Genomic DNA, 14285 nt, shown 5'->3' with positions numbered 1-14285 from the left:
CAATGGCGGCGCCGGTCGCCGGGCAACTGTTCGAGCTGCCCGGCGGGACCAGATCTTACTCAAACAGCGCCGTCGCGTCGTCGATCGACAGCGAGCTGGTGTAGGAATAGTAGCCTGGCTTGCCGTCGAGCTGCTTGGCCGCGTCTGCAAGGTTCTTGGAGTCGATGAACGGGATCGGCAGATACATGGCGTTCTTGTACTGACCGGCCGTTGCCGGCGCCTTCAGCTCCTTGCCCTGCAGCATCAGCACGGCGACGTTGAGCGCGCTTGCCATGACGCCTGGCGGGTTGACGGTCGCGCCGGAGTTCAGCTTGTCCTTCATCCAGAGATCGATGAAGTCCTTGCGGATTTCGCCGGTGGCGGCGATCTGGCTGGTCTTGCCGGCGTCCATGATCGACTTCCAGGCACCAGCCGCCATGCCGTCCTGTACGACGACGCCGTTGATGTCAGGATAGGTCGCAAGGATGTTCTGCATCGCCTGCTGGCCCTGCGCCTGATCCCAGTTGGCGTTCACCTCGTTTACCACCTGGATATCCGGATGATCCTTGAAGACGCTCTTGTAGCCGGCAACGCGCATTTCGTTGGCCGGGTGGCCGGCGACGCCGTTGATCGCAACCACCTTGCCCTTGCCGCCGAGCGTGTCGGCGAGCCACTTGGCACCAGCCGCACCCCAGGCGGTCTGATCGATCCCGACATAGGTCGCATCCGGCGAGGAGACCTCGGCGTCCGTTGCGATCACCAGGATGCCGGCTTCCTTCGCCTGGGCGAAGATCGGATCAAAGGCCGTCGGGCTGTTGGGGTTGATGATGATGGCGTTCACGCCCTCGGCGATGAAGTTGCGCACGTGCGCAATCTGCCCGGGCACGTCGACATTGGCGCTCTGGACCGAGACTTCGACGTCGACGCCTTTTTCCTTCCACTTCGCCGCGGCCTCCTTGGCCTCGTCGATCATCTGCGTGCGCCATTCGCTTCCGACCCAGCCGTTGGAGAGACCAATCTTGAAGGTCTCGGCATTGGCGAAAGAAGCGGAAATGGCGATGGTAGCGACAGCGCCAAGCGCTGCGGCGATAAATTTCCTCATAAGACCCTCCCAAATCTTGCGAAACCTATGAAGCCAGAAAATGTAATCGATTTCAATGAGATTTTCAGTGAATTTTACAGGGCTTTCAATTTCTGCGGCGGAGCTGTGCCCGCCGTCTTTGGCAAGCGACAACGGACCGGTCCCCGACCTTGCCGGTAGAATGGCAAAAGGAGAGCGAATAGCGCTTGGCTCCCCCTTCCCGCCATGCAACAGCAAGGAAAGAGGCGGCGACGATTCGTTGTGCCGCCAACTGGAATGAAATGCAGGAATAGAGCCATGACATGAAGGCGCTGCGGGATCGATCCCGATGGCCGCCCGAGCAACGGCCGGCCCGTTGCTCAAAACGCAACACTTCGTTGCTTGCCGGCCGGCTAGCCGCAATTTGCCCTCTCCCCCTACTGTGAAAGCTGGGCAAAGAACAACAACTGGCTCCCAACCAGAGGAGAACATCATGACCGGGAAAACCGGAGCCGCCTCGGGCGCGCTCTATCTGCATCTCATTGTGCTGGCGATCGTCATCGTCTCCGAACTGATCGGCATTCAACGTCTTCCGATCGGCATCGGCACCGTCATCTTCCTGCCGATCCTCTACGCCTTCGCACTCGGCATCCTCGTCAATCCGGCCATTTTCAAGGCCAGCGCCAAATTCCTGTCGCGCGATGCGGTCAAGCTTTCGAGCGCGATGATCACCGTCGCGATCATGCCGTTCATCGCCAAGTTCGGAACGACCGTCGGCCCGCAGATCTCGAAGATCATCGAGGCCGGCCCGGCGCTGGTGCTGCAGGAACTGGGCAATCTCGGCACGATCCTCGTCGCCTTCCCGGTCGCGGTGTTTCTTCTCAAAATGGGCCGTGAGGCTGTCGGCGCCACCTATTCGATCGACCGCGAGCCGAACCTCGCGCTGATCGCCGACAAGTATGGCCTCAACTCGCCGGAAGGCGCAGGCGCCATGGGCGTCTATGCCACCGGCACGCTGATCGGTACCTTCGTCTTCGCCATCATGCCGCCGATCGTGCACGGCCTCGGCATCTTCGACGTGCGCGCGCTCGCCATGTCCTGCGGCGTCGGCTCCGGCTCAATGCTGGCGGCCTGCACCGGCGGTCTCGTCGCCGCCGTGCCGGACCAGAAGGACATCATCCTGGCGCTCGCCGCCGCCAGCAACATCCTGACCTATGCCACCGGCCTCTATGTCGGCATGTTCGTCGCGCTGCCCCTCACCGAGTGGCTCTACAACAAGGCTCGGCCGTCCGAGCGTCGCGCTCAAGCCTGATCGGGAGAGATATCATGGCCAACCAGACCAACACCTCCGCCAACTACGCAGACGACCTCGCTCTCAACGCCGAAGACGAGCGCAAGATCGATGTCGTCGGCCATGCCGGCCTGCTATTGATCGCCTGCGCCATCGGGCTTATCGCCAACTGGGTCGGCACCGGCACGTCGCCGCTGACGGCGCTGCCGGGCATGGCGACGCTCTACGTCGCCTGCATCATCGGCCTGGCACTCGCCCGCTTCGTGCCCTTCTATCTGCCTGGCGTCGCCTGGGTTTCGCTGATCGCGATCCTCATCACCATCCCCGGGGTTCCGGGTGCTGCCTGGGTCAGCGAAAAGGTCGAGCACCTCAACTTCCTCGCGCTCGCGACGCCGGCGCTCGCCTATGGCGGCCTGGCACTAACGGCGAGCGAATTTGCGATCGCCCGCCGCTCGGGGTGGAAAATCGTCATCGTCGCGATCTGCGTGATGGTCGGCACCTATATGGGCTCGGTGGTCGTCGCCGATCTCTTCCTGCGCCTCGGGCAGTAATCGGACGCAATTCCAGGAAAGGCGCGAAGCGGTCTTCGGTCCGGAATTACCAAATGACAACGAGATCGGCGGGCCGCATGGTCGGCCGATCCGTCCTTCAACGAACAGGATGCATGCCATGAAACGCCACGATATCAGCCCCGAGCGCATCGAGGAAACGATCCGCTGGCGTCATCATCTGCACGCCTATCCCGAGCTTGCCTTCGAAGAGCGACAGACCGCGGCCTTCGTCGCCGGCAGGCTGGCCGAATGGGGGATTACGGTGAAGGACGGCTACGGCGGCACAGGCCTTGTCGGGACGCTCACGCGCGGCACGTCGAACCGCAGCATCGCCATCCGCGCCGACATGGATGCGCTGCCGATCATCGAGACGAGCGGCGTCGCCCACGCCTCGAAAACGCCGGGCAAGATGCACGCCTGCGGCCATGACGGCCATGTTTCGATGCTGCTTGCCGCCGCGCGGCAGGCGAGCGAAATGGATTTCGACGGCACGGTTCACTTCATTTTTCAGCCGGCCGAAGAGGCCGAAGGCGGTGCGCGCGCCATGGTCGCTGACGGGCTCTTCCGCGATTTTCCAGCCGATGTCGTCTATGCGCTGCACAATTGGCCGGCGCTCGATGTCGGCTCGGTGGTCGCCCGCGACGATGCGATGATGGCCGCCTTCGGCGTCTTCGAAATCACCATCACCGGTCGCGGCGCCCATGGCGCCATGCCGCACGAGGGCGCCGACCCGCTGGTGGCCGCAGCCCAGATCGTTACCGCTTTGCAGACGATCGCCAGCCGCAACGTCTCGCCGCTCGAGGCAGCGGTCGTCTCCGTCACGCAGATCCACGGCGGCGATGCCTGGAACGTGATCCCGGAGAAAGCCGTGATCCGCGGCACGACGCGCTGGTTCGACAACTCGGTCGGCGACACGCTGGAAGCCCGCATGCGCGCGCTCGTCACCGCGCTCGCCGAAGGGCTCGGCTGCAGAGCTGATCTCGATTATCAGCGGCGCTATCCGGCGACGATCAACGACCCGGCTGCCGCCGCCCTCGTGCGCTCCGTTGCCGCCGAGAACAACGCATTGACCGTTGTCGACGCAGCCCCGAGCATGGCGGCCGAAGACTTCGCCTTTATGCTCGACGAACGCCCCGGCTGCTACCTGTGGCTCGGTGCCCGGCGCGAGGGCCTGAACCCCGGGCTGCATTCGCCGCATTACGATTTCAATGACGCGATCATCGGTGAGGGCGTAAACCTCTGGACACGCCTCATCGCAACCTCGCTTGGTCGTTGACCCCAAGGGGATTCCGTCGCATCCATGACCGCCATGGACGTACTCGACGCGAAAGCGCTCAGGATCTTTATGGCGGTTGCGCGCATCGGCTCGATCCGGGGTGCTGCGGAGCATATGGGGCTGGCGCCATCCGTCGTCAGCCGGCAGATCGCCGACACGGAACGTGACATCGGCCTTTCGCTTTTCGAACGCACCGCCCGCGGCACTGTTCTGACCGATGCCGGCGAACTCGTGCTCGAACACGGCAAGCGGGTGCTGGAGGACAACGGGCTGCTCGCCGAGCAGCTCGACCAGATCCGCGGCGTACAGCAGACCCGCATCCGCGTTCGCTGCGGCGAAGGTTTCATGGCCGATCTGGTGGAAAACGGGCTTTCCTCGTTCTCCAGGGCGCATTCCTATGTCCGCTACATCGTCGAGCTCGGCAGCACCGAAGACGTGGTCGACGCCATTGCCAACAGCGATGCCGATATCGGCATCGCCTACACCCCCTTCACCGACCCGCGCATCCGGGCACTTGCCATCGCCCGCCAGCCGCTCTGCGTCATCGTGCCATCCGGTCATCCATTGTCGGAACGCCGCGACCTGAAGCTTGCCGATTGCCTCACCTCGCCTTGCGCCCTGCTCGGCAAGGGCAATGGCGTGACGCAACTGGTGGCGCGGGTCGCGGCCGATGCGGGGCTGGCGCTGGCGCCGCTGCTCGAAACCCATTCGATCGAGGTGCTCCGCCGTTTCGTCGCTGCCGGCCTCGGTGTCACCTTCCTGCCGCGCACGGCGGTTGCCGTCGAAATCGCGCGCGGCGCGATGCAGGCGATCGATCTTGCCGATCCGCTGTTGCGGGAAGCAAGCGCCCACCTCATGGTTCGGGCCCACCGCCGCCTGCCGCTTTCGGTCGAAAAGCTCGGCCAGCACCTGGCAGCCGAAATGCAATCGTTCCGGGGCTGAGCTGCGACACGCTCTCTTCCGTGCCCCGGTGAATGTCCGCCCCGTTCTCAACGGGCGTGCGGCACCGCCCAACGGCACCGATTGGCAGCTTTGAGACGTTGCCACGCCAGCAACGCATTGTACCAGGCACGCCGTCTACCGGCTCACCCACCCGCATGCCACCTTCGTCCGATCATCAAGATCATACGAGGGTAGAGCGGATCATGACGGCGGAACGAACAAGTGTTGGCGTGGTGGGATTGGGCGCCATGGGGCTCGGCATGGCGACGACGCTCGCCGGCAAAGGTTTTGCCGTCAAAGGCTTTGACCTTTCCGAGGCACGGCGCGCCCTTGCGGCGACAAGCGGCGTTTCTCCCGTCGCGTCGCTCTCCGAGGTCTTCTTCGATACCGACTTCATCGTCTTCTCGCTACCGACCGCCAAGGATGTCGCGGCCGTCGTCGAGGCCAATCTGGAGGCATTGAAGTCAGCAGGACGGCGCGTCGTCATCATCGACACCTCGACGTCCGAACCGGATGTCTCGCGCGATCTCGCGGCCGCCCTTGCCGGCCTCGGTCACGGCTTCATCGACGCGCCTGTTTCCGGCGGACCAGCCGGTGCGGCAAGCGGCAAGCTGACGATGATGATCGGCGGCAGCGATGCCGACGTCGCCCTTGCCGGTCCGGTCATCGATGCGATGTCGGCCAAGGCGCTGCATGTCGGCCCGAGCGGCGCCGGCAACGTCGCCAAGCTCGTCAACAACCTGCTCGCCGCTGCCCATATGGTGACGACGGGCGAGGGCCTGAAGCTGGCGCTTGCCGCCGGGCTCGACGCGGACGAAGCGCTGAAAGTGCTGAACGCGGCCTCCGGCAAGTCGATGATCAGCGAGGTGCATTTCCCGACCTGGGTGATGAACGGCCACTTCGACAGCGGCTTCACCATGGGCCTGATGCGCAAGGACGTGCGCCTGGCGAGCGAACTTGCGGCGCGCACCGGCGTCGACCTGCCGCTCTCGGGCGCGGTCGCAAAACTGTGGGCCGAAAGCCCGCTCGACAACGCCGACGACTTCACCCGCATGGGCGCCTTCCGCCCCACGAGCAGCAAAGCCAACGACAACTGAGACATGAAGGGAACGACGATGAACGACATGACCATGCCCGCCAAGGCCGAGCGCATCCGTGCTTTGTTTCACGGCATCATTCCCGGCAACGAGATCGGCAGCTACGTCGATGGCGCGCTGGTGCCCGGCTCCGGCGACGAGCAGAAGCTGACCGATCCGGCAACCGGCGAAGTCTTCGCCACCTTTAGGGATGCCGGCAAGGATGTGGTCGACGCCGCCATGCAGGCGGCGGCGCGCGCCCAGCGCGAATGGATCTCGATGACCGCTTCCGGCCGCGGCCGGGTGATGAACGAGATCGCCCGCAAGATCCGCGAGCGCGCCGGCGAGATCGCCGAACTCGAAAGCCGCTCGGCCGGAAGGCCGATCCGAGATATCCGCGGCGAGGCCGTCCGGGTCGCCGAGATGTTCGAATATTATGCCGGCTGGTGCGACAAGCTGCATGGCGAGGTCATTCCGGTTCCGACCTCTCACCTGAACTACACCCGCAACGAACCGGTCGGCGTCGTCGCGCAGATCACCCCCTGGAACGCCCCACTGTTCACCGGTGGCTGGCAAATCGCCCCTGCGATCTGCGCCGGCAACGGCGTCGTGATCAAGCCTTCGGAACTGACGCCGCTCAGCACCCTGGTGCTCGGGGCGCTCTGCGAAGCCGGCGGCGCGCCGCGCGGTCTCGTCAACGTCATTGCCGGCCAGGGCGTGACGGCGGGCCAGGCGATGGTCGCCCATCCGAAGTCGGCACTCGTCGTCTTCGTCGGCTCGGCGCTGGCGGGCTCGGCCATTGCGGCGGCGGCGGCAAAGAACGTCGTGCCCTGCATCCTCGAGCTCGGCGGCAAATCCGGCAACATCGTCTTTGCCGATGCCGATATCGACCGGGCCATCGTCGGGGCACAGTCGGCGATCTTCTCCGGCGCCGGCCAGAGCTGCGTTGCCGGCTCGCGCCTGCTCGTTCACCGCTCGGTGCACCATCAGTTCGTCGAGCGTTACGCTGAAGCCGCCGCACGCATCCCGGTCGGCGACCCCTATCTCGACACCACGCAGATCGGCCCGATCAACAACGCCCGCCAATGGGCGAAGATCGAGGAGATGGTGCGCCAGGGCGTCGCCGAAGGTGCGACGCTTGCGACCGGCGGCGCCAAGCCTTCTGCTCTTCAATCGTCAGGAGGCTTCTATTTCGCGCCGACCATTCTCGACAACGTCAAGCCTGATATGACGATCGCCCGCGAAGAGGTCTTCGGCCCCGTCGTCGGCGTCACCGTCTTCGACGATGAAGAAGAAGCGGTGGCGCTCGCCAACGACAATCCCTACGGGCTTGCCGGCGCGGTCTGGACCCGCGATGTCGGTCGCGCGCATCGGGTCGCGTTGAGGGTGCGGGCCGGAACCTTCTGGATCAACGGCTATAAGACGATCAGCGTCATGTCGCCCTTCGGCGGCTTCGGCCGCTCCGGTTATGGCCGCTCGTCCGGTCGCGATGCGCTGATGGCCTATACGCAGACGAAGAGCGTCTGGGTCGAGACCGCGGAAAACCCGGCCGTCGTCTTCGGCTATGCGCCGGAGGCCTGATCAACACACCCCTGAAACGAGAAACGGCCGGCGAATGCCGGCCGTTTCTTTTTGCGACTGCAGTCCGGGGGCCGTAGCCTCAGAAGTCAAACGAGCTGGAGATCATGAACGTGCGCGGCGCACCGGCGGCTAGGAAGCCACGGGCAGAAGAGGCCCAATAGTTTTCGTCAAACACGTTCTGGACCGTCGCGCGGATTTCCACCGGCTTGCCGCCTTCGCGCTCGAAGGAATAGCGCGCGCCGAGATCAACCCGCGTCCAGTCAGGAACCTTCTGCGTGTTCTTCTGGTCGTAATAGGTGCTACCGGTATAGACGAGGCGGCCCGTCAGCGTCAGGTTCTCGACCCAGGGCGTATCGTATTCACCATAAAGGCTGATCGCTACATTCGGGACGCCGGGGACTCGATTGCCATCGAACCGCTCTCCTGTCCTCGAGTTTTCTGTTTTTTCCAGCTTGGCGTCCATCAATGTGATGCCACCCAGCAGACGAACGCCGTCGATTGGCTCGCCATATGCCGACAATTCAAGACCACGATTGACCTGGAGGCCATCCACGGCGAAGACGGGCTTCAAAGGTGGCGGCATGACGGTTGTCAGACCGTTCGGCTGCCTGATCTCGAACAGCGCTGCGCCGAGCATCACCTCGCCGAGGTCATACTTGATACCGATTTCCTTCTGCTTGTTCACGACGGGAGCAAATATCTGGTTGCTGTTCTCGACGGTAGACGGCGGGGTCGGTCCCTCGGTCAGAGCTTCGACATAGTTGGCGTAGACCGAGAAACTGTCAGTGACATTCACAAGAGCAGCGACGGCGGGGCTGAACCGGGAGTCTTTGACGAAGTAGTTCCGCACGCCGACTGGCGCCAATGGAAATCCCGGGCGGGTGTTGAAGCTTTGCGAGCGTATATGTTGATAGCGTCCGCCAACGGTCAGCTGGAACCGGTCGTCGGCGAACGAGAGCGTATCCGAGATTGCAAGGCTGGTGGAGAGCAGGTCTGCAAATGGATAGAGGTCGTTCGAGCGCGGTAACCCGCTCGTATTTACCCAATCGCTCGGCACGTAGACCGGATTGTAGATGTTGGTCGTGTAACTCCGGAACCCGAGGGTACGAGGATTGAAACGGCCGCGGTTGTTCTCGTTATGCGTTCTGCTCAAGGAGACGTTGAGCTGATGGCCGACCGGGCCGGTGTCGAACTCGGAACGGACCCCGACTTCGCCCGAAAGCCCCTGGATCTCCTGAGGGTTGTAGCCAAAATCGGCCCGCGCATCGCCGTTCGGATTGAGAATGGTGTAGGACGTCGACAGGAAGTCCTCGCGGTAGCGGCTGATGCCGCCGGCGGCGTAGATCGTGGTGTTGTCCAGCACGTCGAACTCGATGCGACCAGCGACCATATTGTGCTCGCTGTCATGATACTCGAACGGATTGGACGTGTTAATCCGGCCGTCCGGTGCTTCCGGTATCTTGATGCCCGCATCTGCCGCGTTGAACAGCGAGGTCGGTGCATCGATGTTCTGCTTGGAATGGTTGAGATCGAGCGAGGCACGCACCCGGTCGCCGCGATAGTCGAGCCCGAGCGAAAGCACGCCAATCTCATTGTCGTTATGGTCAAGGGCAGTTTCGCCGCCGCGATACGAACCGTTGAAGCGAACGCCCCACTCGCCTTCCGGTCCGAAACGACGGCCGACGTCAAGGTGCGACCACAGTTGCGAGTCCGAGAGATAGGTGGTCGTCAGCCGCGTCAACGGCTCGTCGGTCGCTCGCTTGGGAACGAGATTGATCGTGCCGCCGACACGACCGAGGCCGCCATTGACCAGTGTGCTTGGGCCTTTGAGGATTTCGACACGCTCGATACCCTCAAGGAAACTGCGGCGCGGATTGACGAGGTAGAACAGACCGTCATAGGCGGTATCGAGATTGGTGACGGAGAAGCCGCGAATGAAGAAGGAGTCGCGCTCGCTGAAGGACGGCGCATCCATGCGTACGGATGGATCATTGAGCGTGATATCGGCGATCGATCTGGCCTGCTGATCGCGGATCAGCTTTTCCGTGTAGCCGGTGAGGCTGAACGGCGTTTCCTTGACGGAGCGGTTGCCGAGAGCGCCGAGCCGCGCACCCGTTGCCATCTGACCGCCCGCATAAGGAGCAGATGGCTGGCCGATGGTGCCCGTTTCGGGCGGTTGGCCGCCCGTCTGCCCGACGGCCACGATGGGTGCCAGCTCCGTCGCGCCGCCCGAATGGCGTTCGGCCTGCACCGGGCTTTCGACCCGTTTGGTTTTGCGCGCCTCTTGCGCCGACGCCACCACAGCGGACATCGCCAGCAGCGATGCGCCCGCCAGCACCACTTTGCCTCGCCGACGCGAAACCGAATTGAACCTGCCCCTTGCCATACTCTAACCCCTGTAACTTCGATTAACGTGAATTCCGTATCCGCCACGGTTGTCGGACGAACTCAGCCGACGCTCGGAACGCGACGCACTCGCCGTGCCCGTTGCAAAAACGGCGCAGGGCATGCCCCGGACATTGCGTTCAGTTGCGGCTATTTCGACCGACAGACGGGTCTCGTTCGGAGCAGTTCGCTGCGGCAAAGCGGGAGCGCTACGGGCCCCTCGGTCACGGCAAGTTCGGCCGCAGCCATGCGGACCGGTCGCCAGATAAAGTGTCGGCGATGACGGGACATCCCATCGTTGGGAGCATGCTCGAAACTGGACGACAGTGCAATCATCGGCCTTGAAACATCAACTATAACAACGGCATAAAACTTGAATTATTAAGTCAAGTCTGTGCACCTATAGTCGGATTCGGCTGGGCGTCCACGCTTTTTGTGCGTGAGTTCAACGGTTAACGGTAAACCGGACGTTGTCGGCCAGGAACGGAAAGACGAGCAGATCAGGCTTCAGTCAGCCTTTGGCTTGCATCGGGTGCGGCCGAACAGAAGGGCTGAGCCGAAGCCAACGCCAAGCCTCAAGGTCTGCCCTTTCGAACCCGAGCAGCGCGCGCGACTGTCAGGCCCGGAACCGATCGAAAGCGGTCAAGCGCTTGACCGGCGGATCAGCCTCTTTCCAGCGATAGATCTCCGAGCGCAGATAACGGAGCTCGTCCTCGAGCGCAGCGTCAGCGACCTCGATCCACCAGGATTTCGGACGGCCGTCGCTTCCGTCAGACCAGCGGTAGCCGCGCGCTTTGAGCTGATCCTTCATGTCGAACGGGCTGTTTTCCGCGAAAATGCGAACACGCGATCGCCGGCTTGCCTCGTAGAGCTCGGCAAACGGCGTGCTCCCGGAGCCACCGTCCTTCGCAAGGACTTCGAGCAGTGCGAAACAATCGTCCACCGCCCTGTGGCCATCATGGAAATAGCCGGCCTGCCCGATCAGATAACCGAGTTTGGTGCCTTCGAAGCCGCGAGAGGACCAATCGACTTCAGAGACGGAACAGGCCCATGCCTTTCCTTCGAAAGCCGGGGAAAAGGCTTCGCAGAAGGGACGGTCGAAGCCGGCGTTGTGGGCGATGACAAGGTCCGCCTTTTCCATCAGCGTCCGTATCTCGGCGATGTCGATCGTCTTTCCCGCGACCATCGCATCGGTGATGCCGGTCAGACGGGTAATTTCGGCAGGGATCGGATTGGCCGGCTGTCGCAAGCCGCCATAAACGCCAGTCACGTCCCCCAGCTTCCCGTTCTCATCGAAGGTAAAGGCGATCAGGCCGATCTCGATGATCTCATCCTTGCGGTGGTTGAGCCCCGTGGTCTCGGTATCGAGGATGACGCCCTGTAGCGGAAAACCAGGGCGAGCAGCGGGCACCACTGAGCGCGGCACAAGCCGCTGCAGCAGGCGGTAGCGGCCCGTCGCCTGAAGGTGCCGGACCATATCTTCCTCGTTCAACGAGGTCCTCTTGACCGTTGATCCGCGGCCTTCCTTTCCGGAAGGTGCCTCGTTCGAAACAAACAGATCGAACTGCTGCGTCATTCGGTAGTCCCGCATATTCACGACTCACATTCGGTGCGCTCGAGAATACCCGCTATCGGGAGCACGTCCCAGCAATTCGGGAAAATGGATGGTGGCATCGCTTGCGCGATCCACAGGGCCGAGTGGATTTATACCTGCAAACGGCCCGGCCGAGTCTAACCGGTGCTGTCGGCCAGCGAGCAAGAAAAGCGTCTCGCCCGTCGGAAAGCCGAGAAAATGGGCATCGCGCCTCACCAAAAGCCAGCGGCAGCGTCCGCGTCCTGGTCTCGCCAACGAGATAGAGGACACATACGCTGCCGCCGGATATCACTTAACCTGAGCAGGCGCTTCGATCAGGCCGCGCGGCCCCAGCTTTCGCGCGCCGCGGTACCTTCCAGCTTGAACTTCGCCAGCATCGTGCGCAGCTGGCGGCTTTCTTCGGCAAGCGTGCCGCTTGCCGCGGTGGTTTCTTCCACCATCGCCGCGTTCTGCTGGGTCATCTGGTCCATATGGTTGACCGAGGTGTTGATCTCCTGGAGCGCGGTCGCCTGTTCGCGGGCAGCCGTCGCGATCGTGTTGACGTGGCCGCTGACATTGTTGACCAGCGTCTCGATCTCCAGCAGAGCGTCACCGGTGGAGCGCACCAGCGCCACGCCGTTCTCGACCTCCGACGCCGAGCTGTGGATCAGCGTCTTGATCTCCTTGGCGGCGTTGGCCGAGCGCTGCGCCAGTTCGCGCACTTCCTGGGCGACGACGGCAAAGCCGCGACCGGCCTCGCCGGCACGCGCCGCTTCAACGCCGGCGTTCAGCGCCAGAAGGTTGGTCTGGAAAGCGATCTCGTCGATGACGGAGATGATCTGGTTGATGCGGTTGGAGGAATCCTCGATCCGGCCCATGGCGTCGACGGCACTCCTGACGATCGCGCCGGAGCGGCCGGCACTGTCCTTGGTGGCGCGCACCATCTCATGCGCCTCGTTCGCCCGCTCGGACGCCGTGCGCACGGTTGAGGTGATTTCGTCGAGCGCGGCAGCGGTCTCTTCGAGCGCAGCGGCCTGCTGTTCCGTCCGCTTCGAGAGGTCGTTGGCAGCCGAACTCAGCTCGGCGGAGTTGTCGTTGATGGTGCTTGCGGCCGTGCGCACGTTCTGCATCGTCGAGCGCAGCGTCACCATCGTCTGATTGACGTTCTTCTGCAGTTCGGCAAAGGCGCCATGGAATTCGCCGCGCATGGTCTGCGTCAGGTCGGCATCGGCGAGTGCGGCGATCACGCGGCGGACTTCGTTGACCGTCTGATCGACGCTCGAGACGAGCTCGTTGACGCTCGACGCGAAGCGGTTGAGGTCGTCGTTTTCATAGTCCTTGGTGATGCGGCCGGTGAAATCACCGGCAACGGCGGAAGCAACAACCACGCTGATGTTCGACTGCAGGTCGCTGCTGCGGGCATGCAGTGCCGCCTCCTGCGCCTTCATCGCGCGCATGGCGATGCCGTTCTTGCGGAACACTTCGACCGCACGGGCCATTTCGCCGATTTCGTCCTGGCGCGAGACATCGGTGCCGTTGCCGTCGAGCTTGCCGTCGGCAAGTTCGCTCATGGTTGCGGTCAGTTCGCGCACCGGCACGACGATGCCGCGGCGGGCGACGACGAGGCTGACGCCGACGCCGAAGAGAACGCAGGCTGCAGCCGCGGCTGCGAGGATCGTCATCGCGACGGAGGACGAGTTGAGCGCTTCGGCGCGGGCGGCGGCGAGCGCATCGCCGGAATAGGTGCTGTAGGCCTTGACCGTCGTCGTCACCGTCTTCTGGGCGTCAAGCGCCTTATCGAGGGCCGCCTTGACCGCGCCGGCCTCCGTGCCCTTGTCGGCGGCAACGGCCACCATCGCGCGGATCTCATCGAAATAGCTGTTCAGCGTAATGCGGATATCGTTCAGCAGCTTGTCTTCCGCATCGTCGGCAACCGCCTCGATCTTCGTCAGACGGCCGAGCATTTCGGTAGCACGCTTCTCGGTTTCCTGGCCGAAGTCGGCCGCTTTCTCGGGTGCTGCAGCCAGCTGATAGGTCATGCGGCTGATGGCGATGATATCGACGCGCAGGTCCATCGCCTCGCGCGCCGCCTCTTCGCGTGCGCCGACGTCGATGATCGTCGCACCGAGCGAGGAAAGTCCACGCGCACCGGCAAGCGCGATCAGAATGGAGGAAATACCCATGACCACGACCACAAGGCCGACCTTGGTCAATATCGAGAGGTTCTTGAACGTCACTGCCGTGACTCCTGTGATGTCGCGATCGCGTTGTTGGGAGAGGACATGGTCAGCCAAACCGGCGGGAGGAGGACCGGATGTTTGCATGCGCCGCGGAGGGAGGAATTCGGGCGCGCACTGACCGATAAGTACTTAGTAATTTTGAATTTAAATTAGGGTTAAAAAAGCGATCGCGTCTTTTCGCACGTGCAGCAAAAGCAGATGCGCATATCCCAAAAAGTCATGACCTCCACCAGAGGTGGAGGTTTGAAACGCTGCGCTTGAACCGCTAGAAGCGGTTTTGCTATAGGTTAGTAGCTACGGTTAAAGAGGTCGGCAAAGTCGGAAGCTTTGT

10 protein-coding genes are annotated in these 14285 nt (G+C 63.0%); 6 read left to right on the top strand and 4 right to left on the bottom strand.

What is annotated here, in order from left to right; all coding sequences use genetic code 11:
• Positions 1-55 precede the first annotated feature (55 nt).
• Positions 56-1081: an ABC transporter substrate-binding protein gene (locus tag BBX50_RS01965; RefSeq protein ID WP_065773782.1), complete on the bottom strand. Its 1026-nt coding sequence runs from the start codon at positions 1079-1081 to the stop codon at positions 56-58.
• A gap of 451 nt (positions 1082-1532) precedes the next feature.
• Between BBX50_RS01965 and BBX50_RS01960 the strand changes: the two genes are divergently transcribed.
• The 6 genes from BBX50_RS01960 (at position 1533) to BBX50_RS01935 (ending at position 7756) form a co-directional block, all read left to right on the top strand.
• Positions 1533-2351, top strand: a complete 819-nt coding sequence (locus BBX50_RS01960; protein WP_065773646.1) for a DUF3100 domain-containing protein — start codon at positions 1533-1535, stop codon at positions 2349-2351.
• Positions 2352-2365: 14 nt separating this feature from the next.
• Positions 2366-2881, top strand: a complete 516-nt coding sequence (locus BBX50_RS01955; protein WP_065773645.1) for a hypothetical protein — start codon at positions 2366-2368, stop codon at positions 2879-2881.
• A 118-nt stretch (positions 2882-2999) separates the two neighbouring features.
• Positions 3000-4157 (top strand): M20 aminoacylase family protein, encoded by a 1158-nt coding sequence (locus BBX50_RS01950; protein WP_065773644.1) that lies wholly within the window; start codon positions 3000-3002, stop codon positions 4155-4157.
• A gap of 24 nt (positions 4158-4181) precedes the next feature.
• Positions 4182-5099, top strand: a complete 918-nt coding sequence (locus BBX50_RS01945; protein WP_244513252.1) for a LysR family transcriptional regulator — start codon at positions 4182-4184, stop codon at positions 5097-5099.
• A gap of 203 nt (positions 5100-5302) precedes the next feature.
• Positions 5303-6196 (top strand): NAD(P)-dependent oxidoreductase, encoded by an 894-nt coding sequence (locus BBX50_RS01940; protein ID WP_065773643.1) that lies wholly within the window; start codon positions 5303-5305, stop codon positions 6194-6196.
• A gap of 33 nt (positions 6197-6229) precedes the next feature.
• The gene (locus BBX50_RS01935) at positions 6230-7756 is read left to right on the top strand and encodes an aldehyde dehydrogenase family protein (RefSeq protein WP_244513262.1); all 1527 of its coding nucleotides are present in this window, start codon (positions 6230-6232) and stop codon (positions 7754-7756) included.
• A gap of 79 nt (positions 7757-7835) precedes the next feature.
• Here BBX50_RS01935 and BBX50_RS01930 read toward each other — a convergent pair whose 3' ends face one another.
• The 3 genes from BBX50_RS01930 to BBX50_RS01920 all read right to left on the bottom strand — a co-directional run bounded on the left by BBX50_RS01930 (position 7836) and on the right by BBX50_RS01920 (position 13951).
• Positions 7836-10142, bottom strand: coding sequence for a TonB-dependent siderophore receptor (locus tag BBX50_RS01930; RefSeq protein WP_065773641.1), 2307 nt, complete (start codon positions 10140-10142; stop codon positions 7836-7838).
• A gap of 615 nt (positions 10143-10757) precedes the next feature.
• Positions 10758-11717: a 3'-5' exonuclease gene (locus BBX50_RS01925; protein WP_065773640.1), complete on the bottom strand. Its 960-nt coding sequence runs from the start codon at positions 11715-11717 to the stop codon at positions 10758-10760.
• 332 nt (positions 11718-12049) lie between these two features.
• Entirely contained in the window at positions 12050-13951 is a 1902-nt protein-coding gene (locus BBX50_RS01920; protein ID WP_065773639.1) for a methyl-accepting chemotaxis protein, read from the bottom strand.
• Positions 13952-14285 lie beyond the last annotated feature (334 nt).

Source organism: Ensifer sp. LC11, from assembly GCF_001695835.1.
GTDB lineage: Bacteria > Pseudomonadota > Alphaproteobacteria > Rhizobiales > Rhizobiaceae > Ensifer.
This window is presented reverse-complemented; position numbering and strand designations above follow the sequence as displayed.

Coding starts and splice junctions, on each gene's coding strand:
- BBX50_RS01925 (WP_065773640.1), bottom strand. CDS start 11,717: ATGACGCAGCAGTTCGATCTGTTTGTTTCGAACGAGGCACCTTCCGGA.
- BBX50_RS01960 (WP_065773646.1), top strand. CDS start 1,533: ATGACCGGGAAAACCGGAGCCGCCTCGGGCGCGCTCTATCTGCATCTC.
- BBX50_RS01930 (WP_065773641.1), bottom strand. CDS start 10,142: ATGGCAAGGGGCAGGTTCAATTCGGTTTCGCGTCGGCGAGGCAAAGTG.
- BBX50_RS01950 (WP_065773644.1), top strand. CDS start 3,000: ATGAAACGCCACGATATCAGCCCCGAGCGCATCGAGGAAACGATCCGC.
- BBX50_RS01955 (WP_065773645.1), top strand. CDS start 2,366: ATGGCCAACCAGACCAACACCTCCGCCAACTACGCAGACGACCTCGCT.
- BBX50_RS01935 (WP_244513262.1), top strand. CDS start 6,230: ATGCCCGCCAAGGCCGAGCGCATCCGTGCTTTGTTTCACGGCATCATT.
- BBX50_RS01965 (WP_065773782.1), bottom strand. CDS start 1,081: ATGAGGAAATTTATCGCCGCAGCGCTTGGCGCTGTCGCTACCATCGCC.
- BBX50_RS01940 (WP_065773643.1), top strand. CDS start 5,303: ATGACGGCGGAACGAACAAGTGTTGGCGTGGTGGGATTGGGCGCCATG.
- BBX50_RS01945 (WP_244513252.1), top strand. CDS start 4,182: ATGACCGCCATGGACGTACTCGACGCGAAAGCGCTCAGGATCTTTATG.